Annotated in this window: 17 protein-coding genes; 13 read left to right on the top strand and 4 right to left on the bottom strand. The window is 66.8% G+C overall.

The window, feature by feature from the left end:
• Positions 1-82: 82 nt before the first annotated feature.
• The 6 genes from LOC60_RS08810 to LOC60_RS08785 all read left to right on the top strand — a co-directional run bounded on the left by LOC60_RS08810 (position 83) and on the right by LOC60_RS08785 (position 7,170).
• On the top strand, positions 83-1,144 hold the full coding sequence (locus tag LOC60_RS08810; protein WP_230024452.1) for a PAC2 family protein: 1,062 nt from the start codon (positions 83-85) through the stop codon (positions 1,142-1,144).
• A gap of 33 nt (positions 1,145-1,177) precedes the next feature.
• On the top strand, positions 1,178-2,506 hold the full coding sequence (locus LOC60_RS08805) for an MFS transporter (protein WP_230024450.1): 1,329 nt from the start codon (positions 1,178-1,180) through the stop codon (positions 2,504-2,506).
• A gap of 123 nt (positions 2,507-2,629) precedes the next feature.
• On the top strand, positions 2,630-3,388 hold the full coding sequence (locus LOC60_RS08800; RefSeq protein ID WP_230024449.1) for an ABC transporter ATP-binding protein: 759 nt from the start codon (positions 2,630-2,632) through the stop codon (positions 3,386-3,388).
• A gap of 9 nt (positions 3,389-3,397) precedes the next feature.
• Entirely contained in the window at positions 3,398-4,153 is a 756-nt protein-coding gene (locus tag LOC60_RS08795; RefSeq protein WP_230024448.1) for an ABC transporter permease, read from the top strand.
• Between the two features lie 144 nt (positions 4,154-4,297).
• A complete protein-coding gene (locus tag LOC60_RS08790; RefSeq protein WP_230024447.1) occupies positions 4,298-5,614 on the top strand; it encodes a DUF4192 domain-containing protein in 1,317 nt (438 codons plus the stop codon).
• A 269-nt stretch (positions 5,615-5,883) separates the two neighbouring features.
• Positions 5,884-7,170, top strand: coding sequence for an RNA polymerase sigma factor (locus LOC60_RS08785; protein ID WP_230024446.1), 1,287 nt, complete (start codon positions 5,884-5,886; stop codon positions 7,168-7,170).
• Positions 7,171-7,407: 237 nt separating this feature from the next.
• Here LOC60_RS08785 and LOC60_RS08780 read toward each other — a convergent pair whose 3' ends face one another.
• Complete coding sequence (locus LOC60_RS08780; RefSeq protein ID WP_146362357.1) at positions 7,408-7,629, bottom strand: DUF7455 domain-containing protein; 222 nt, start codon at positions 7,627-7,629, stop codon at positions 7,408-7,410.
• A 239-nt stretch (positions 7,630-7,868) separates the two neighbouring features.
• On the opposite strand from LOC60_RS08780, the gene LOC60_RS08775 reads away from it, so the two are divergent.
• On the top strand, positions 7,869-9,980 hold the full coding sequence (locus LOC60_RS08775; RefSeq protein WP_230024445.1) for a DNA gyrase/topoisomerase IV subunit B: 2,112 nt from the start codon (positions 7,869-7,871) through the stop codon (positions 9,978-9,980).
• Between the two features lie 27 nt (positions 9,981-10,007).
• On the opposite strand, the gene LOC60_RS08770 is transcribed toward LOC60_RS08775, so the two are convergent.
• Both LOC60_RS08770 and LOC60_RS08765 read right to left on the bottom strand, forming a co-directional pair.
• Positions 10,008-11,006, bottom strand: a complete 999-nt coding sequence (locus LOC60_RS08770; protein ID WP_230024443.1) for a M56 family metallopeptidase — start codon at positions 11,004-11,006, stop codon at positions 10,008-10,010.
• Between the two features lie 15 nt (positions 11,007-11,021).
• A complete protein-coding gene (locus tag LOC60_RS08765; RefSeq protein WP_230024442.1) occupies positions 11,022-11,387 on the bottom strand; it encodes a BlaI/MecI/CopY family transcriptional regulator in 366 nt (121 codons plus the stop codon).
• Between the two features lie 185 nt (positions 11,388-11,572).
• Between LOC60_RS08765 and LOC60_RS08760 the strand changes: the two genes are divergently transcribed.
• The 4 genes from LOC60_RS08760 (at position 11,573) to LOC60_RS08745 (ending at position 18,837) form a co-directional block, all read left to right on the top strand.
• Positions 11,573-13,174: a cytochrome ubiquinol oxidase subunit I gene (locus LOC60_RS08760; RefSeq protein WP_230024441.1), complete on the top strand. Its 1,602-nt coding sequence runs from the start codon at positions 11,573-11,575 to the stop codon at positions 13,172-13,174.
• A 99-nt stretch (positions 13,175-13,273) separates the two neighbouring features.
• Entirely contained in the window at positions 13,274-14,290 is a 1,017-nt protein-coding gene (cydB, locus tag LOC60_RS08755) for a cytochrome d ubiquinol oxidase subunit II (RefSeq protein ID WP_230024440.1), read from the top strand.
• The gene (cydD, locus tag LOC60_RS08750) at positions 14,287-17,835 is read left to right on the top strand and encodes a thiol reductant ABC exporter subunit CydD (protein ID WP_230024439.1); all 3,549 of its coding nucleotides are present in this window, start codon (positions 14,287-14,289) and stop codon (positions 17,833-17,835) included. The genes cydB and cydD overlap by 4 nt, the downstream gene beginning before the upstream one ends.
• 9 nt (positions 17,836-17,844) lie before the next feature.
• On the top strand, positions 17,845-18,837 hold the full coding sequence (locus tag LOC60_RS08745) for a GNAT family N-acetyltransferase (RefSeq protein ID WP_230024438.1): 993 nt from the start codon (positions 17,845-17,847) through the stop codon (positions 18,835-18,837).
• A gap of 13 nt (positions 18,838-18,850) precedes the next feature.
• Here the strand turns inward: LOC60_RS08745 and LOC60_RS08740 are convergent, their stop codons facing one another.
• Complete coding sequence (locus tag LOC60_RS08740; RefSeq protein WP_230024436.1) at positions 18,851-19,546, bottom strand: metal-dependent transcriptional regulator; 696 nt, start codon at positions 19,544-19,546, stop codon at positions 18,851-18,853.
• A 111-nt stretch (positions 19,547-19,657) separates the two neighbouring features.
• On the opposite strand from LOC60_RS08740, the gene LOC60_RS08735 reads away from it, so the two are divergent.
• Together LOC60_RS08735 and LOC60_RS08730 are read left to right on the top strand one after the other, a co-directional pair.
• Positions 19,658-20,020: a metal-sensitive transcriptional regulator gene (locus LOC60_RS08735; RefSeq protein WP_230024435.1), complete on the top strand. Its 363-nt coding sequence runs from the start codon at positions 19,658-19,660 to the stop codon at positions 20,018-20,020.
• Between the two features lie 43 nt (positions 20,021-20,063).
• Positions 20,064-20,288, top strand: a complete 225-nt coding sequence (locus tag LOC60_RS08730) for a heavy-metal-associated domain-containing protein (protein WP_230024434.1) — start codon at positions 20,064-20,066, stop codon at positions 20,286-20,288.
• Positions 20,289-20,296: the final 8 nt, after the last annotated feature.

Below are 20,296 nucleotides of genomic sequence, written 5' to 3'. Positions count from 1 at the left end.
GCAACGGTTTTAAGCAGCCGGCAACACCGGCGGACACCATCCTGTGCCAACAGTGCACGTGAGTTCCCGGGAGGGGTAAGACATGCTTGATCCGTTGACCCTGTTTAATCTGAATCCGGAGGTCACGGAATCCGGGGACCTGTCCGGCCTGAAGCTCCTTGCCGGTTTCACCGGCTTCGCCGAGGCCGGCCACGTGGTCAGCCAGATCCGGGATGAGCTCTTCGATGCCCTGGACCATGACCTGGTGGCAACGTTCGACGCGGACCAGCTGATTGACTACCGCAACCGCCGGCCGCAGATTTCCTTCATCGAGGACCATCTCAGCGACTACGAGCCGCCGAAGCTTGAGCTGCACCGCATGTATGACGGGCTGGGCGAGCCCTTCCTGTTCCTGACCGGCTTCGAACCCGACCTGCAGTGGGAGCGGTTCACGGCCGCGGTCCTGCACCTGGTCAAAACCTTCGACGTGAGCCTGGTCTGCTGGATCCATTCGATCCCCATGCCCGTCCCGCACACCCGCCCGATCGGGGTCACTACGCACGGCAACCGGCCCGACCTGGTGGAGGGGATCAGTTCCTGGACCCCGATCGCCCAGGTGCAGGCCGCCGTCGGGCACGTCCTGGAACTGCGGCTCGTGGAGGCAGGGGTCGACGTCGTCGGGCACGTGGTGCATGTACCGCACTACCTGGCCGAGGCTGAGTTCCCGCCCGCAGCCGTCGCCGGACTCGAATACCTTGGTGCCGCCGCCTCACTGGTGCTGCCCACCGACCGGCTCCGCGAGGCCGGCCGTGACGTGGACCGCCAGATCACCGAACAGGTGGAGGCCTCGGCCGAGGTAAAGGGCGTGGTGGCCACGCTGGAGAAGCGTTACGACCAATACACCGAAAGCACCGTTCGCCGCTCCCTGCTGGTCAAGGGCAACGACGAACTGGCAGACGCCGAGGAAATCGGAGCCGCGGTGGAGGCCTATTTGGCCAGCCCGCAGGCCGAGGAGGAATCCGAAGCGCTATGGCCCGAAAACCAGCACCCGGGCACGACCGGACCACATGATGACGCGGATCAGGAGATTGCACCAAATGCCACCGAGGGCACGGGCAATGGCCACGGCAGCGACGACGGGGACGGGCGGCCCGGAGCGGCTTAGCGCGACACAGGCCGGCCCGGGGCAGGTGTGCCGGTGAACGGCACACGGGCCTGGATCGTCTGGGGTGTAGGCGTTTTTGCCTACATGGTGGCGGTCACCCAGCGGACCACGTTCGGAGTGGCCGGCATTGAAGCCACCGAGCGCTTCTCCGCATCCGCTTCCGTGTTGTCCGTCTTCACGGTGGTGCAGCTGCTGGTCTATGCCGGGCTGCAGATCCCCGTGGGTGTCTTGGTGGACAGGTTCGGTCCGCGGCTGCTGATCGCCGGGGGTGCGGTGTTGATGCTCGCGGGCCAGTTCCAGCTGGCTACCGCGGAATCCGTCGGCACCGGCATCCTTGGGCGCTCCCTCGTTGGTGCGGGGGACGCACTGACCTTCATCTCCGTGCTGCGGCTGCTTCCGGCCTGGTTCCCGGGGCGGAAGATTCCCGTCCTGACCCAGTACACGGGCATAGTCGGCCAGCTGGGGCAGATAGCCAGCGCCATTCCCTTTGCCTACGTGCTGCACCGCTTCGGCTGGAGCACGGCATTCGTGTCCGCGGCGTCGCTCTCCCTGCTTGCCCTGGTCCTGACGCTGGCCTGTGTGCGGAACCGGCCCGAGGGCGGCGAGGCACCCGTGCCCCTGCCGCTTCGGCAGACCGGCACGTCCCTCGCGCAGGCGTTCGCCCAGCCGGGAACGCGGCTGGGCATGTGGACCCACTACACGGTGCAGTTTCCGGGCACGGTTTTCGTGATGATGTGGGGCTTTCCGTATCTGGTGAGCGCTGAAGGCGTGTCTTCCACTACGGCGTCGGCCCTGATGGCCTTCTTCGTGGTGGTTGCCATCATCTGCGGGCCGTGGATGGGCTCGTGGGTGGGCAGGCACCCGCTGCGCCGGTCCACCATGGTCCTGCTGATTGCCGGCGCCATGGCCGCCGGGTGGGCCGCCGTCCTGCTCTATCCCGGACCGGCGCCGCTCTGGCTGCTGGTGCTCCTCGTGGCGCTGCTGGCCATCGGCGGGCCGGGGTCCATGATCGGGTTCGACTTTGCCCGGACCTACAACCCCAGCGCGCGGCTGGGCACCGCCACGGGGATTGTCAATATCGGCGGCTTCATTGCCTCGCTGGTCAGCATGTACCTGATCGGCGTGGTGCTGGACGTGCTGAATAACAGCGGTTTCTCCGACGGAAACCTGTACGCCCTGAACTCCTTCCGGATTGCCCTGTCGGTGCAGTTCGCCGTGATGGCGGTGGGCGTCGCGGGCATCCTGCGGACCCGGGGGCAGGTCCGCGCACGGCTGGCCAGGGAAGGATCTCCGCTGCCGCCGCTTCGCGCAGCGCTGGCCAGGGAACGGCAGCGGCGCCGCGGGGAGCGCGGCGACGCCTGACCGGGGTATTCCGGTCCCTGCCGCGCTTCCATGTGTCCCGGACTAACGGCAACCGCAGCCGCAACAGGCAACAGCTCGCAGCACCCTTGACCCTGCTGCCGCAGGGCCCCCAGAATTGTCCGCATGACCAGGGCGCACGTGCCCGCCGGCACCGTGGTAAGCGTGAGCGGGCTCTCCAAGGCTTTCCGGAATGTCGTGGCGCTCGAAGACGTCACGTTGTCCATCGAGGCGGGTGAAGCCTTCGGCATCCTGGGCCCCAACGGGGCCGGAAAGACAACAACCGTGGAGTGTGTGGCGGGCACTCTGCGGCCCGACGGCGGGCGGGTCACGGTGCTGGGAGTGGACCCCGCCGCGGACCGGGCAACGGTGCGCGGGCGCGTCGGCTACCAGCTCCAGGCCGCCGCCCTGCCGCCCGCCCTGCGCGTGGAAGAGGCCCTGCGGCTGTTTGCCGCCTTTTACCCCGAACCTGCCGATGTGCCGGAACTGCTGCGCATCGTCGGGCTGCACGAACACCGCAAACGGCCCTTCGACAAGCTCTCGGGCGGGCAGAAGCAGCGCCTTTCGATTGCCCTGGCTCTCATCGGCGATCCCGACGTGGTCGTATTCGATGAGCTGACCACGGGACTCGACCCCCAGGGCAGGCGCGACATCCGGCAGCTGATTCAGCGGGTGAAGGATGACGGCATCACGGTTGTCCTCGTCACCCACTACCTCGACGACGTCGAGCGCCTGTGTGACCGGCTGGCAATCATCGACGCCGGCCGGACACGGTTTGTCGGCACCCCGGCGGAGCTGCTGGCTGTCTCCGGCACCGGCCCCGGCGGGCACGGCTCCCTGGAGGATGCCTATCTGGCCTTCATTGAGCAAGCGCCTGCCGAGTGAGGTGAGACCATGCGCGCCCTGGGAGCCCTGACCCGCACCGAAGCAACCCTGTATCTGCGCAACCCGCTGAGCGTTTTCATGGCCTTGGTGCTGCCCTCGGCGATCCTGCTGCTTCAGGGGTTCGTCATCCCCGGCACCAGGGTCCCGATGGGAGGCACGGATCCCGTCTACGCCGCCCTGCGCCCCATTGACCTGCTCGTGCCCCTGTCCATTGCGGTGGCATTGTCCAGCGTGGCGGTAACCAACTATCCGTCCGCGATCAGCGGCTACCGGGAGAGCGGCGTGCTGCGCCGCCTCGGCGTGACACCCGTCGGGGCGCACCGCATCCTGTTCGCCCAGTGGATTGTCAGTGCCGTATCGCTCGCCGTTGCGGTGACCGTCACCGTCCTGCTGGCCCGGATTGCCTTTGACAGCCTCATGCCGGACAGCCTTCCCCTGACCGTCGTCGTACTCATCTTCGGTGTCGGCGCCATGATGGCCGTGGGTTCACTCATTGCCGCCGTGGCCGGGACCGCCCAGAACGCCTACGGCATCGGGTTCCTGGTGTTTATGGTGTGCATGTTCACTGCAGGATTGTGGACGCCGGGACCGCTGATGCCCGAGGGAGTCCGCCAGGTCGCAGGCTTTACCCCGCTCGGTGCCATGACCCAGGCGCTTACCGCAGCCTGGTACGGAGGGTCCGTCACGGCGGCTCCCTTTCTGGTCATGCTCGGCTGGACCGTTCCGTGTGCCGCAGTGGCCGCAAAGGTTTTCCGCTGGAAGTAAGGCCGGTATGGCGGGGCGGTGCACGTACGCACCTCGGGGCCACTCTTCCTCCACCGCCGGGATGCGGGACTGGACGCCAGCGCGGGATGCACAGGCGCCGGGCAGGGTCTGCGGCGAACACCTGTCCCCGGGGAACCTTGGGCCATGAGCACAGAACCGGCCGCCGGCACTCCCGGCAACCCCTACCGCGTCAACGCCCCGGCAGACATCCTTAGCCTGGTTCCCCACACCCTGGGCTTCGAGCCGCGCAATTCCCTGGTCCTGATGGCGCTCTGCGGCGGCCGCCTGGGAGCAACGCTGCGCCTTGACCTTCCGCCCGGACAGGCGGCCAGGGCCGGGACGGCAGAGTATGCCGCCACCGCCTGCCGGTTCCTGGCATCGGACACCGGGGCGGACGGAGCGCTCCTGGCCATGTACACGGACGCGCCCTGGCGGGATCCGGCACACCCGCCCTACCGGCAGCTGGTGCGCCGGCTGGAGAAGGAACTGGCCGCGGCCGGCCTACCGCTGCAGGACGGATGGCTGGTAGGGCCGGATTCCTGGCGGGACTATTTCTGCACCCGGCCGGACTGCTGCCCCTGGCCCGGGATGCCCAGGTCGCAGATCGCGGACAGCATGCTCAATACGGAACTTGTGTACCGGGGGAGCGCTTTCGCCGCGACGCTTGAACGCGCGGTGGGGGAGTCCTTCCCCGGACAATGGCCCAACCGGGACGAGGTAACGCAGGCGCAGGCACACTTCGCCGGACAGTTGGCAGGGCACTGGTGTGAACGGGAGCAGTTCCGGTGCACCCTTGCACTGTGGACCGAGTGTATTGCGGGGAGCGGCCATGCTGCCGGTGCTGCCCCGTATGCCGACGACCTGGTTGCCCCGGAGGCCCTGAGCAATGACCGGCCGCACCGCGGGGCGGAATGTGCAGGATTCCTCCTGGCCAGTCTCGGTGACCGCGGGATCCGGGATGCCCTGCTGGTCCTGGCTGCCGTCGGGGAAGAATCAGCCGTCCGCGGCGCAGAAGCGAACGGCCTGGTCCGCCGGCAGGATCATCCCCTGGTCCTTCCCGGGAACGCACAGCCGGGGGCATTCATCCGGGGACCCGGCGTCGTTCCCCTGGTACCGCGCCCCCGAAGGCAGTCCAAGGCCGCCGCGGATTTCCGCAGCATCCTCGTCGGCAGGGGTTCCGGCACCCCGGACTGGGATCTGCTCGACCTGGCACATGCCGTGTTCACCGACCTTGTGCCCGTGGCGGACGGCGAAGCAAAGGCCGCCCTGCTTTCGCTGCTTGCCTGGATGGAATGGGCAAGGGGACGCGGCTCCCGGGCACATGTTTATCTTCAGTCCGCGCTCGAGGCCTGCCCCGGATACCGCTTGGCGCTGCTCCTGCATGAACTGCTGGGCACGGGGATCCTTCCGGACTGGGCCCGCTCGCGGGACGGTTCGTGGCCCGGCATCCCGGGCGATTAAACCAGGGGGCGCGCCCGAACCGGCGGCGGACTCCGTGCTGTGGCGAAACGGAAAACGTGCGACAATGGGAACCGAGACCCGGTCGGGTTCGTGTATCAAGTGTCCTTTGAACTGCCAGTCCCAGTGGCCAGCGGAACAAAACACCGGCACGGTGTGTTCTACCAAGGACAGCCAAGCCTGGACACTTGGAAAGAATCACGGACTTGACAGGGTCATAGTGGTGTTGCCCCCAATGGCGGTGCCACAACCCGCCGTATGAAAGGTTTTCTGTGTCGCCGAGAAAGACAACTGCAGTCGAAGAGACTGACACTGCAAATAAGCGCACTGCCGCAACTGAGGCCCCGTCCGCGGCGGCCGCCAAGGAGGCCGCTTCCGGCGAAAAAACCGCTGCCAAGACGGCGCGGAAGCCCGCTGCCGCCCGTAAGGCTCCGGCGAAGGCCGGCACCACTGCAGCTGGACGTAAGACCGCTGCGAAGACCAAGGCTGCCAAGGCCGAGGTCGATGAAGAAGTTGAGAGCACGGACGTCGAGCCCGACGCAGACGCCGCCGAGGCCTCGGACGCCGCAACCGCACCCACGGGATCGGGTTTCGTATACTCGGACGCCGACGACGACGACGCACCTGCCCAGCAGGTCGTGTCCGCGGGCGCCACTGCCGACCCGGTCAAGGACTACCTGAAGCAGATCGGCAAGGTCGCCCTGCTGAACGCCGAGCAGGAAGTCGATCTCGCGCTGCGGATCGAAGCCGGCCTGTATGCCGAAGAGAAGATGGCAGCCGATCCGGACATGGATCCCAAGCTCAAGCGTGAGCTGCAGTGGGTTTCCCATGACGGCAAGCGTGCGAAGAACCACCTGCTCGAGGCCAACCTGCGCCTCGTGGTGTCCCTGGCCAAGCGCTACACCGGCCGCGGCATGCTCTTCCTGGACCTGATCCAGGAAGGCAACCTGGGCCTCATCCGTGCCGTCGAGAAGTTCGACTACACCAAGGGCTTCAAGTTCTCCACGTACGCCACGTGGTGGATCCGCCAGGCGATCACCCGTGCCATGGCAGACCAGGCCCGCACCATCCGCATTCCCGTGCACATGGTGGAAGTCATCAACAAGCTGGCCCGCGTCCAGCGCCAGATGCTCCAGGACCTGGGCCGCGAGCCCGCTCCCGAAGAACTGGCACTGGAGCTGGACATGACCCCTGAAAAGGTTGTGGAGGTGCAGAAGTACGGCCGCGAGCCGATCTCCCTGCACACCCCGCTGGGTGAAGACGGCGACTCGGAATTCGGCGACCTCATTGAGGATTCCGAAGCCGTGGTCCCGGCCGACGCCGTCAGCTTCACGCTGCTGCAGGAACAGCTGCACTCCGTGCTGGACACGCTGTCCGAGCGCGAGGCAGGAGTTGTTGCCATGCGCTTCGGCCTCACCGACGGCCAGCCGAAGACACTGGACGAGATCGGCAAGGTTTACGGGGTTACCCGTGAGCGCATCCGCCAGATTGAATCCAAGACGATGTCCAAGCTGCGCCACCCGTCCCGGTCCCAGGTCCTGCGGGATTACCTGGACTAAGACACCACGCCCTCCGGCCGGACAGCCGGACCAACAGCACCCCGTTCCGCGTTCGCGGGACGGGGTGCTGTTGTTTAGGTGGCACGGCCCGGGGGCCAGCGGTGAGGCTGCATCAAAGGCCGCACAAAAAAAGAAGTCCCCTTCCGATCCGGAAGGGGACTTCTTCAAGCTTGGTACGACGCGTCGCCTGCGGACGTTGGTCCGTGGGCTTCGCTGACCGAACAGGCGACTGCGTGTTTACTCTGCAGAGACCGGCGCCTTCTCGTTCAGGCGAGAGGTCTCATCCTGCCATTCCGAGGTGAGCGGACGAAGGTTCGCCTCCACCGCCCGGGCGTGGTGCCCGCAGAAAAGCAGTTCCCCACCGGAGGATTCCAGTACGGCACGTACGTATGCCTGTGCGCCGCAACGGTCGCAGCGGTCCAGGCTGTTCAGCTCACGGGTTGCTACTGCTGCTGTCATGAGTTGCCTCCTCAAGGGTGTTGATACTTCATATAACCACCTTTGACACCCCGTCCTTCGCAGGTTGGGCCGCCTTTCGCTCTACGCGTACCCCTCCGGCGCAGCCTCCGTGGGCAAACTCACGGAACTGAGTCGTTGGGCGGAAGTGTCACCGCCGGGGATTAACCTTGTAGGAGTCCCTGATTGTTCCCGGATATCTCTGCCGGCAAAACAGCCGACACCAAGGAGTTTCAACGCACGTGGCGCCCCCTAGTTCTGATTACACTGCCCGGCACCTGTCCGTCCTGGAAGGACTGGAGGCCGTCCGCAAGCGTCCCGGCATGTATATCGGGTCCACCGACTCCCGCGGCCTGATGCACTGCCTGTGGGAGATCATTGACAACTCCGTCGATGAGGCCCTCGCAGGCTTCGGCCAGAGCATCAAGGTCATCCTCCACCCGGACGGTTCCGTGGAGATCCATGACGACGGACGCGGCATCCCCGTGGACATCGAGCCTAAAACCGGCCTGTCCGGCGTCGAGGTCGTGTTCACCAAACTCCACGCCGGCGGCAAGTTCGGCGGCGGATCCTATGCAGCCTCCGGCGGCCTTCACGGCGTGGGCGCCAGCGTGGTCAACGCGTTGTCGTCGCGGCTCGACGTGCAGGTGGACCGAGCCGGCAAGACGTACCAGATGGCGTTCCGCCGCGGCGAGCCCGGTCACTTCGACGACACGGGCAAAAAGCCCGGCCCCGAGGCCAGGTTCTCCCCGTTCCTGGACAGCTCACGGCTGGAAGTGGTCGGCAAGGCCAAGCGCGGTGTCACGGGAACACGCATCCGCTACTGGGCGGACCGGCAGATCTTTACGCCTGACGCCAAGTTTTCCTACACCGAACTGCAGGCGCGCGCCCGCCAGACCTCCTTCCTGGTCCCGGGGCTGCGCATCACCCTGCGCGATGAACGGCGCCTGCCCGGAACACCGGGCGAGAACGGCCCGGTGGAGGAAGTCTTCCACCACGACGGCGGGATCGCCGAGTTCGTCGACTACCTGGCCGCCGATGCCGCCGTCACCGATATCTGGCGCCTGCATGGCTCGGGCAAGTTCAAGGAATCCGTGCCTGTACTGGATGAGAGCGGGCACAGCAGGATCACCGAGATTGAACGCGAGGCGGAGGTGGACATCGCCCTGCGCTGGGGGATCGGCTACGAAACCACCATCCGTTCATTCGTCAACATCATCGCCACCCCCAAGGGCGGAACGCACCAGACCGGCTTCGAGCAGGGCCTGCTGAAGACCTTCCGCAAGGTCATTGAAGCCAACGCCCGCAAGCTCAAGGCCGGCAACGACAAGATCGAAAAGGACGATGTCTTCGCCGGACTCACCGCCGTGCTGACCGTCCGCCTGGCCGAACCGCAGTTCGAAGGCCAGACCAAGGAAATCCTGGGCACCTCAGCCGTCCGGGCCATCGTCAGCAAGGTCGTGGAGAAGGAAATCACCGCCCGGCTGAATTCCACCGCGCGCGCCGATAAGACACAGTCCTCGCAGCTGCTGGAGAAGGTGGTGGCGGAGATGAAGTCCCGGATCTCCGCGCGGGTGCACAAGGAGACCCAGCGGCGGAAGAACGCCCTCGAAACCTCCACCATGCCGGCGAAGCTGGCGGACTGCCGGATTGATGACCAGGAACGCTCGGAACTGTTCATCGTGGAGGGCGACAGCGCCCTCGGCACGGCCAAGCTCGCCAGGTCCTCGGACTATCAGGCGCTGCTGCCCATCCGCGGCAAAATCCTGAACGTACAGAAGGCGTCCGTGGCGGACATGCTCTCCAACGCCGAGTGTGCAGCCCTGATCCAGGTGGTGGGGGCGGGCTCGGGGCGCAGCTTCCAGCTGGACGCTGCCCGGTACGGCAAGGTCATCTTCATGACGGACGCCGACGTCGACGGCGCCCACATCCGCACCCTGCTGCTCACGCTGTTCTTCCGCTACATGCGCCCCCTGGTGGATGCCGGGCGGGTCTATGCGGCGGTTCCGCCCCTGCACCGCGTAGAGGTCATCAACGCAGGCTCGAAGAGCAACGAGATGGTCTACACCTACAGCGAAAAGGAACTGCACCAGGTGCTTGCCCGCCTGGAAAAGGAAGGCAAGCGGTACAAGGAACCGATCCAGCGCTACAAGGGCCTGGGGGAGATGGACGCCGGTCAGCTGGCCGAAACCACCATGGACCCCCGGCACCGCACCCTGAGGCGGGTCCGGATTTCCGAGGCAGCCGCTGCCGAGCAGGCATTCGAACTGCTGATGGGCAGCGACGTGGCGCCGCGCAAGGACTTCATCATCGCCGGTGCGGCCATGCTGGACCGGGACCGCATTGACGCCTAGCGGAAAAGATCCGGCCCTGCCACCGACCTAGTCCAGCAGCCCCGGGGCGATGAGCAGTGTTGTCGGTACCGCCAGCAGCAGGATCGAGAGGCACAGGACGGCCCACTGCTGCCAGCGGGGCAGCGGAGGCTGCGGCGTCAGCAGCCGGCTGAGCCTGCCGGCAGTGCCCAGCGGTTCCGAACCCTCCGCGCCGGGGAGGGTAAGCGGCGGGTACTCCCGCGGACGGTCCGGCTGCGCTGCCAGGGGCTTCAGTACTCCGGATGTATCTGCCGGGCGGGTTCCCGAGCCGACAATCGCGACTGCCCGGACCAGGGTCATCCGGTCCACCTCTCCCAGCGCCTCGTCGTCGGCGAGCATTTCGATGAGTTCGTTGACCGAGCGCTGGGCCAGCAGTGATGTGGGCAGCCAGGGAAGCGCGGCACGCCAGGCGGCGAAGGCCCACAGCAGCAGGTGGTGGTGCTGGGCCAGGTGGGCCCGCTCGTGCGTGAGGACCGCTGACAGCTCCTCCTTGGAGAGCATGTTCAACAGCCCGTCGGACAGCACGGTGACCGACCGTGCTCCGCCCGGCAGGCAGTAGGCGACCGGCGTTGGATGCTGGATGACCAGGGTGGCAGGGGTGTCCGCCGAAGGCGAGCTGAGCAGATTGAGCATGTCCCGGTGGCGGTGCCGACCGCGCAGGATCCGGTAGTACGTCAGCAGCAGGGTGAACACCAGATGGGCGCCCAGCAGCATTGCGGCGCTGAGGGCAAAAACGTGGACCAGGCCGAGCGTGCTGGCCGGAGCGCCGTCGACGAGGATGCGCCGCAGGCCGTCCAGTCCGTCCAGAAGGTTATTGCCGAGGGGTTCGAGGCCCCAGGTGAGCATGGCACCGATCATTGACAGGCCACCCGCGAGGGCGATTGCCTGCCAGAGGACCATGGCGGTGAACGGGGAGCGGGCGGGCCACTTTGCCCGCGAAAGGATCACGGGAACGGGCCACGCCAGCACAATCGCCAGCGCAGCAAGTGCGTAGGAGGCCCAGAACACCCGCGGTGCCGGTGGCTAGGCGCCGAGCAGCCTGCGCAGCATTTCAGCCTCGGTGTCGGAGACGGAGCCGACGAACCGGGCCAGCACGGCTTCCCGGTCATTCGCGGTACCCAATGCTTCGTGCATGAGTTCGGCGGTGTGCTCGGCGCGGGTGGTCACGGCACGGTAGCGGTGGGGGCGGATGTCGCGTTCACGCTGAACCAGCGACTTCTTCTCCAGGCGGGAGAGTACGGTCAGCACGGTGGTGACGGCGAGGCCCTTGCCGTCCGCAGAGTCCCCACGCTGCGCCAGCTTCTCGCGCAGTTCATTGGCGGTTGCTGCTTCGTCAGATTCCCACAGCAGATCCATCATCGCGCGTTCCAGCTCACCGAGCGTAGCCATGTGCATCCTTTTTCGATCGAGACCCCGGTGGACCCCCGTATCAGGTCCAGACTTACTAATGTACAACGTTTCGCCCACTTGTTCTACATCACGTAGAAATCTGGTCCGAGTTGTTCTACGCTGTGTAGAAGTAAGGAATTCTACGACGCGTAGAACTCGTTCCTCAAGTTGAAGGACATGTAAGCGTGGAAGCACTGGATATCGCCCGGTGGCAGTTCGGCATCACGACCGTCTACCACTTCCTCATGGTCCCGCTGACCATTGGGCTGGGGATCGTGGTGGCAGCCATGCAGACAGCCTGGGTGCGCACCGGCAAAGAGCAGTACCTTCGAATGACGAAGTTCTGGGGCAAGCTGTTCCTCATTAACTTCATCCTCGGCCTGGCCACCGGCCTGGTCCAGGAGTTCCAGTTCGGGATGGCGTGGAGCGAATACAGCCGGTTCGTCGGCGACGTCTTCGGCGCCCCGCTGGCGCTGGAATCCCTGCTGGCCTTCTTCACCGAATCGGTGTTCCTTGGACTGTGGATCTTCGGCTGGAAACGGCTGCCGAAGAAGGTCCACCTGGCCTGCCTGTGGATCACCACGCTGGCCTCCATGCTCTCGGCCTACTTCATCCTTGCCGCCAACTCCTGGATGCAGCACCCCGTGGGCGTGGAGATGGTGGACGGCCGCCCGGTCATGAATGACATCTGGGCCGTCCTGACCAACAACACCCTCCTCGTAGCCTTCCCGCACACCATCTTCGGCGCCTTCGCCGTGGCCGGAGGGTTCCTGATCGGCATCGCCTGGTACCACCTCTGGAAGCGGCGCCGGGACGGTATCGACACCGTGGATGCCAAGGGCAACGTGGTGGTGGGGGAACGGGTCGAAATCGGCCGCGACAAGACCGACCATGCCGTCTGGCTGCGGTCCCTGCGCATCGGTGCCGTCGTCGCCATGATCTCCTTTGCCGGCGTCGCGGTCAGCGGCGACCTGCAGGGCAAGCTGATGTTCGAACAGCAGCCCATGAAGATGGCCGCGGCGGAGGCAGCGTGCCATGACGGCACCGGCTTCTCGGTCCTGTCCATCGGCGACCCGGGCGCGGAGAACTGCGAAGACGTGAAAACGCTGGTCGAAATCCCGGGCATGCTTTCCTTCCTCGCCAACGGTGACTTCGACACCGAAATCCGTGGCGTGAACACGCTGCTGGAGCAGTACCAGGACGACTACGGCACACATCTGCCCGCTGATGAAATGTACGGCGTCAACTCCGGCGCCGAAATCGACTACACGCCGAACTTCGCCGTCACCTACTGGGGCTTCCGCATCATGATCGGTTTCGGCGGCATCGCCGCCGTTGCCGCAGCCTTCGCCCTCTGGGTGGTCCGCAAGGGCACCGTCCCCGAATCCAAGTGGCTCATGCGCCTGGCGGTGTTCGGCATCCTGGCACCGTTCGGCGCCAACTCCGCCGGCTGGATCTTCACCGAAATGGGCCGCCAGCCGTTCGTCGTGGCGCCGAACCCCACCGGTTCCGACGGCGTGTTTATGTTCACCGCGGCAGCCGTCTCGCCCGGTGTGAGCCTGGGGGAGCTGCTGTTCTCCGTCATCACCTTCACCGTCGTGTACCTTGCCCTGCTGATCGTGGAGGTGATGCTGCTGTTCAAGTTCGTCCGCGGCGGTGTCCCGGCCGCGATGCCGGACCTGCTGGGAGGCGACGACGGCGCCACGGGCGGAATGAATTCCCCCGGCGGCGATCCGGACGGCACCCCCGGAAAGAAGCAGGACGATGTCCTCGACTTCGCCTACTGAGTTTCCCCGGAGGGGAACCGTGCGAACGGATCCCCTCCGGACCCTGTCCGACCACCCTGCAATCTGCCGACTGCCGGCATTTCTGGAGCTCTGAAAGTAATGTCGCTACCGCTGTTCTGGTTTATCGTGATTGCCTTCCTATGGGTCGGGTACCTTTTCCTGGAGGGCTTCGACCTGGGCGTGGGCATGCTTATGAAGCTCATGGCCCGCGATGAGAAGGACCGCCGGGTACTGCTGAACACCATCGGTCCGGTGTGGGACGGCAACGAAGTCTGGCTCATCACCGTCGGTGCCATGACTTTCGCGGCCTTCCCCATGTGGTACGCCTCGTTGTTCTCCGCCCTGTACCTTCCGCTGGTTTTGGTGCTGCTGGGGCTCATCTTCCGGGCTGTATCCATCGAGTACCGCGGCAAACATGACAGTGACAGCTGGCGCAACCGCTGGGACTGGGGCATGGCCCTCGGCTCCTTCGCAGCTGCGTTCGGCGTCGGCGCCGCCCTCGGACTCACCACCACCGGCCTGCCGCTGAATGAGAACGGCGACCGCGTGGGCGGCGCGTTTGCCTGGCTGACTCCGTACGCCGTGCTGGGCGGAGTGGCCGTGGTGGCCTTCAGCCTGATCCATGCCTGCGTTTTCCTGATGCTCAAGACCGACGGGCAGATCCGTGACCGCGCCCGGCGCATCGTAACGCGCTGGCTGCCCCTGGGCATCCTGCCCCTGGCGGCATGGGCCATCATCGTGCAGTTCATGAACGCCAAGGTTCAGACCCTGCCCCTGCTGGTGATTGCGGTGGTGGGAGCCCTCCTGGCCTGGATCTATGCCCGCCGGGGCCGGGACGGCCTGAGCTTCATCAGCCTTGGCGTGTTCCTGGTGGCCGGAGCGGCGACCATCTTCGCCGCCATGTACCCCGTGGTCCTGCCCTCCACGCTGGACGCCGCTTGGAACCTGACGGTGGAAAACGCCTCCGCTTCCCCCTACGCCCTGAAGGTCATGAGCTGGGTAGCCCTGTTCGGCCTGCCGGTTGTGGTGCTGTACCAGGGCTGGACCTACTGGGTGTTCCGTAAGCGGGTCACCACCGAGTCCATCCCCGCCCCCCACAGTTTCAAGCACCAGTGAAACCGGTCCTGCCGGTCAGCGCCACGAGCCGCCGGGCGCTGTACCTCCTGGGGCTGCTCGCCGCCGTCAAGGCGGCGGGGCTGGTCCTGCTGGCCGACGCCGTCGCACACGGAATCGCCGGTCTGGCCGCAGGCGGCCCGGACTGGAACCGTGTCTTCGCCCTCGGCGTCGTCGGCGCCGTGCTGCGGTCCGTGGCTGTGTGGGGCCAGGACACCGTAGCCCAGCGCGCAGCAGCCGGCGTGAAGGACGAACTGCGCCGGCAGCTGTCCGTGCGGGTGCTGGCCGACGGCGGCACCGTCCCCGGGATGGGCAGCGGCGCCTTGAGCGTCCTGCTCACCCGCGGCCTGGACGGGCTGGACAACTACTACTCGAAGTACCTGCCCGCCCTGGTGACCTGCGCCGTCGTCCCCCTGCTGGTGGGCGCCCGCATCCTCGCCGCGGACTGGATCAGTGCCGTCACCATTGTGCTGACGGTTCCCCTCATCCCGGTGTTTATGATCCTGATCGGCCTGCACACCGAGGACAAGACCGCCGCGGCAGTGGATGCACTGAACCGGCTGTCGGACAACATGCTTGAACTGGCCAAGGGCCTGCCCGTGCTGGTGGGCCTCGGCCGGGCCCGCGCCCAGACCCGTGCGCTGCGCGACGTGGCCGACCGCTACCGCATCACCACGCTGGCGACCCTGCGGGTGGCGTTTATGTCCTCGCTCGCCCTGGAACTGATCGCCACGATCTCGGTGGCGCTGGTGGCCGTGTTCATCGGCGTACGGCTGGTCCACGGCGGCATGCCGCTGGAACTGGGGCTGCTGGCCCTGATCCTGGCGCCGGAGTGCTATCAGCCGCTGCGGGACCTGGGCACCGCCCACCACGCCAGCGAGGACGGCCTCGAAGCCCTGAACCGGACCAACGCCGTACTTAACGCACCGGCGGCCGTGCCGCTGGCGGACCAGGCAGCCGGGACCCCGGAGGCCACCGGGTCGGCACTGCAGGTCCGGGACCTGACCATCGCGTACGAAGGGCGCCCGCAGCCGGCAGTCGCGAATCTCAGCTTCACTGTGCCCGCAGGTAGTATTGCCGCACTGACCGGCCCCAGCGGGGCAGGAAAAACCTCCGTGCTGGAAGTCCTGGCCGGACTGCGGCGCAACGGCGGAGACACCCGGCTGGAGGGCTCCGTACAGGGGATTAGCCCCGGCTCGCAGGCCTGGATACCGCAGCACCCCGTGCTCGTCGAAGACACCGTTGCCGAGGAAATCGCGCTCTACGCCGGCTTCCCTGCAGCACGAACCAACGCAGCCGGAACCGACGCTGCCGGAACCAACGCTGCCGAAGGCCACGGCAACCCGGGCCGGACCGCCGCCCGCTCGGCCCTGGAGCGGATCGACGCCGCACACCTCCTCGATTCCGACACCTCGGACCTCAGCCCGGGAGAGCAGCGCCGGGTGGCCGTGGCCCGTGCCCTGGCCCGCATCGACGCCAATCCCGAGGTCCGGATCCTCCTGGCGGACGAACCCACCGCACACCTGGACGCGGTCAGCGCCTCGGCAGTCAGGGCAGCACTGAAGGCACTGCACGGCCGGACAACCGTGCTGCTGGTGGCCCACGACGCCGATACCGCAGCAATTGCCGACACCGTTATCCCTGTCGGGGCAGGAGCCGCCGGAGCTCCGTCCCCGGACCGCAGCAGGGGCAGGCATGCCGCGTCCCTCGCAGCCGCCGTCGGCGTGAACCCCGCGAATCGTCCCGCGGGCCTGTTCCCGGCACCTGCCTCCGGTGCTACCCCAGGTCCCGCGGCGCACAACAGCGCGGCATCGGGCAGCGCGGGCAGCGCGACGTCCAACAGCGTCGCGGGCGCGGCTCCGGACCGGAAGGCCTCCGCGGACCCGACGCCCGCCCGGCATGAGCCGCTGTGGAAGAACCTGCTCGTCCTGAAACCCTGGAGCAGGCAGTTTGTCCTGGCATTGGTGCTGGGCACCGGCGCCACCATGTTCGCCGTGGCCCTGACGGCCCTGTCCGCCTGGCTGATCGTGCGGGCGGCGGAGCAGCCGCCGATCCTGTACCTGCTGATGGCGATTGTTGGCGTGCGGTTCTTCGGCATCGGCCGGGCGCTGCTGCGTTATCTCGAACGCCTCTCCCTGCACGACGCCGTCTTCCGGGCCACCAACACGCTGCGGGTACGGCTCTGGAACGGACTGCTGCAGCGTCCCGAAGGCTGGCGCCGGGTGGCAAGGGGGTCGGGTGCCCTGGAGCGACTGGTGGGTGACGTGGACGAACTGCGGGACATAGCGCCCCGTGTGGTCTTTGCACCCCTGACCGGCCTGCTGACCGCCGTCGGCGCCTGCGTGGTGACCTGGCTGCTGGTTCCGGAGGGCCTGGCGGTGCAGGTGGCGCTGGTGGTGGTGGGGATGGTTATTGCCCCGCTGCTGGCCCTGTTCGCCGACTCCGCTGCCCGCGCCGCCACCGTGGACCTGCAGGCCCGGTCCATGTCTTCGATGACACGCCTGCTTTCGGCTGCCTCCGACCTCGAGGCCAACTCAAGCTCGGCACCGGTCCTGGCCCGGCAGGAACGGCTCGAGGCTGCGGCGGCCAAGGCGGTCCGGCGCAGTGCCTGGGCCCAGGGCCTCGCCAATGCGCTCACCGCCCTGGCCTGCTCCCTGGCCGGGCTGTACATGATCGGGGCGGCGCAGGACGCGCCGGCCACCGTGGCCGCCGTCGTCGTCCTGGTCCAGCTCGCCCTGATCGAACCGTTTGTTGCAGTCAACGGCTCCATCCAGCAGCTCACCGCCTGGCGGACCCTGGGGGACAAGGTCCTGCCGGACCTGGGCACCGAAGACGTGGCCGGCGAAGACACCGCCGGGGAAACCGCTGCCCGGAAGAGTTTCGGCACAGTGCGGAGCCTCGAACTGGACAACATCCGCTACCGCTATCCCGGGGCCGCCGAAGACGTGCTGGCCGGGGTGGACCTGCACGTCTCGGCAGGGGAGTGGGTGGCCGTCACCGGTCCGTCCGGCAGCGGAAAATCCACGCTCCTCGGCGTGCTGCTGGGCTTCCTGCCGCCCCGCAGCGGTTCCTACCGGATCAACGGGGTCCCCGCGGAGTCGGTGCCGCCGGCGGCACGCCGGATGGCATGGTGCCCGCAGGAAGCGCACCTCTTCGACTCCACCCTGCGCGGCAACCTGCTCCTGGCCCGCGACCGCGCCCTCGCCCCGACGGAAGCGGAAATGACCGGATCCCTGCGCGCCGTCGGCCTGGGACCGCTGTTCGACACGCTGCCCGATGGACTGGATACCCGCATCGGTGCCGGCGGGCATTTCCTTTCCGGCGGCCAGCGCCAGCGGCTTGCCGTGGCCCGTGCCCTGCTTGCGGCAGCCGACGTCGTCCTCCTGGACGAACCGACCGCCCACCTGGATGCGGAGGCGGGAGCGCAGCTGATGGCCGACCTGAAATCGGGACTCCGGGGCAAGGCCGTTGTGGTGGTCACCCATAATCGCGCCGATGCTGCCTGGTGCGAACGGGAGGTCTCACTGGGAGCGGTGCTGATGTCCTAGGGTGGATGGATGCAGACGCCTTCCCCACCCCTGTTCCCCGGGCCGGAAACCGGCCTCCGCTGGCGCTCGATCGGAGCCGACGACGTCGACGCCTGGTACGCGCTCATCCGCAGGATGGCGGAGGCGGACAAACCCGGATGGGTGGAGGACCGCCGGGACCTGGAACAGGCGCTGGAGACCACTTCCGGCAACCCTGCCCAAGACACGCTGATCGGCCTCGATAAAACCGGCGCAGCAAGGGCCTACGGCCGGATTGCGCTGAACCCCGGTTCTGAAACCGGTTCCGGCTTCGGCGGTGTGGATCCGCAGTGGCGGCGCCGCGGGATCGGCGCGAAGGTCTACCGCTGGCAGGAAACCCGCCTGCGCCAGCGGCTGTTTACCGAACACCGGAAACACGGGGTGCTGCGCACCTACGCCGAGGAAGCCAACGCCTCCCAGGTGGCACTGCTGGAGTCCGAGGGGGCCCAGGTGGTCCGGTACTTCACCGAGATGAGCCGGCCGCTGGCCGGAGACCTGCCCGACGCCGGGCTGCCGGAGGGCATGGAGTTCCGGACCTTCAATGCAGAGATTTCGGACGCCGTGCGCCGGGCGCACAACGAAGCATTCAAGGACCACTGGGGGAGCGAGCCGCGGAACAAGGAACGCTGGGGCTTCACCGTGGACCATCCGCAGTTCCGGCCGGAATGGAGCTTCGCCGTGGTGGATACGGGCACCGGGGAGGTCGCCGCCTACCAGCTGGCCAGCTTTGATCCGGAAAGCAAGGACATTCACGGCTACAAAGAGGGCTACACCATGCTGCTCGGAGTGCGGCGGGGCTGGCGGGGCAGGAAACTGGCCCCGGCGATGCTGGGCGAGGCCATGCGGCGGTTCCGTGACGGCGGCATGGACAACGCCGGGCTCGGCGTCGACACGGAGAACCCCTCGGGTGCCCTCGGCCTGTACGAAAGCCTTGGCTATCGGCCCACGCACCGGGAAGTCGTTTTCGACAAGACGGTCCTGTAGGCGTGCGGGCGCGCTAGGAAGCCGGGGGAGCGGCCGCGTCCGGAACCTCGAGGATCCAGATGGCCTCCGCCGCCGGCAGGCCCAGGTCCAGCGGATGTCCGCCGGCCTCGATGGTGAGCGTGCCGGCATAGGGCTGGCGCTGGACCACGGACACCATGGTGTCCAGGTGAAGTCCCAGCCCCGCCAGGTAGCGAAGCAGCTCCGGCTCATTGTCCGAAACGCGGGCCACGAGGCCGCGGGTCCCGGGTTCGCAGCGGCTCAGCCGCTTTGCGTCCAGGACCGGGAAACGGCCGTCGCGTGCCGGGATCGGATCCCCGTGCGGGTCGCGTACGGGGTTGCCAAGTCGTGCAGCCAGGGCATCCACCATCTTGTCCGATACGGCATGTTCAAGGTGTTCGGCTTCGTCGTGCACCTCGTCCCAGCGGTAGCCCAGGTACTCCACCAGGAACGTTTCAATCAGCCGGTGCCTGCGGACCATGCCGACAGCTGCCGTCTCACCCGCGGTGGTCAGGGCAATGGAACCGTAGCGCGCGTGGGTCACCAAACCCTGGTTCGTCAGTTTCTTCACGGCTTCCGAGACCGACGACGGCGAGAAACCCATGTGGGCAGAGAGCGCCGAAACGGTCAGGGGTTCGTCTGTCCACTCCTGGGCGGTCCAAATGACCTTCAGGTAGTCCTGGGTTGCTGTCGACAGCTCACTGTGTGCCACGGATTCCACCTTACTGGAACCGCCCCGCCCGATCCCGGAAAATACCCCCTGGGGGTACTTGACCCATACCCGGTGGGGGTATAACTTCGAACTGACGGATTGGAGTACCCCATGGAAGCAAACACTGCAGGGATTCCGGAAATCCCCGGGATTCCGGAGACTGCCGGGGACCACGAAGGCCCGCATGGTTACACGTCTGATAAAGATGCCTATCTCCGGCGGCTGCGCAGGATTGAAGGACAGGTGCGGGGCATTGCCCGCATGGTCGAGGAAGACAAATACTGCATCGACATCCTCACCCAGGTCGCAGCCATCAATAAGGCACTGCACGCTGTCAGCCTTGGACTGGTCCAGGACCACATGTCGCACTGCGTCGTCGGGGCAGCACAGGAAGCCGAGCGCACCGGCAACCCCGAGATTGTCTCCGCGAAGGTGCAGGAAGCCGCTGATGCCATCGGCAGGCTGCTGCGCTAGGACCACCGGCACGGCCCCATCCATCAACAGAAAGAAGAGTGACATGGAAACCACCACACTGAACATTTCCGGAATGACCTGCGGACACTGCGTCGCGTCGGTGACTGAAGAGCTCGAGGCGCTCGACGGCGTCGACACGGTTTCGGTGGACCTGAACGCAGGCGGAGTCTCGACCGCGACGGTCACCGCGAACCGAACCCTGACCGCTGCCGAACTCGGCGAAGCGGTTGCGGAAGCCGGCTACCGGATGGTCGGCGCCGACGCGTAGGAGCTGCA

Origin of the sequence: Arthrobacter sp. zg-Y769 (assembly GCF_020907405.1) — a bacterium.
Classification (GTDB): Bacteria; Actinomycetota; Actinomycetes; order Actinomycetales; family Micrococcaceae; genus Arthrobacter_B.
Note: the sequence above shows the minus strand (reverse complement) of the source record. Positions and strands in the feature narration are given on the sequence as shown.

What these genes read in the sequence shown, in the direction of transcription:
- LOC60_RS08735 (WP_230024435.1), top strand. Translation starts at nt 19,658, where the DNA reads ATGGAAGCAAACACTGCAGGGATTCCGGAAATCCCCGGGATTCCGGAG.
- cydB (WP_230024440.1), top strand. Translation starts at nt 13,274, where the DNA reads ATGTCGCTACCGCTGTTCTGGTTTATCGTGATTGCCTTCCTATGGGTC.
- LOC60_RS08745 (WP_230024438.1), top strand. Translation starts at nt 17,845, where the DNA reads ATGCAGACGCCTTCCCCACCCCTGTTCCCCGGGCCGGAAACCGGCCTC.
- LOC60_RS08795 (WP_230024448.1), top strand. Translation starts at nt 3,398, where the DNA reads ATGCGCGCCCTGGGAGCCCTGACCCGCACCGAAGCAACCCTGTATCTG.
- LOC60_RS08800 (WP_230024449.1), top strand. Translation starts at nt 2,630, where the DNA reads ATGACCAGGGCGCACGTGCCCGCCGGCACCGTGGTAAGCGTGAGCGGG.
- LOC60_RS08730 (WP_230024434.1), top strand. Translation starts at nt 20,064, where the DNA reads ATGGAAACCACCACACTGAACATTTCCGGAATGACCTGCGGACACTGC.
- LOC60_RS08780 (WP_146362357.1), bottom strand. Translation starts at nt 7,629, where the DNA reads ATGACAGCAGCAGTAGCAACCCGTGAGCTGAACAGCCTGGACCGCTGC.
- LOC60_RS08810 (WP_230024452.1), top strand. Translation starts at nt 83, where the DNA reads ATGCTTGATCCGTTGACCCTGTTTAATCTGAATCCGGAGGTCACGGAA.
- LOC60_RS08790 (WP_230024447.1), top strand. Translation starts at nt 4,298, where the DNA reads ATGAGCACAGAACCGGCCGCCGGCACTCCCGGCAACCCCTACCGCGTC.
- LOC60_RS08765 (WP_230024442.1), bottom strand. Translation starts at nt 11,387, where the DNA reads ATGGCTACGCTCGGTGAGCTGGAACGCGCGATGATGGATCTGCTGTGG.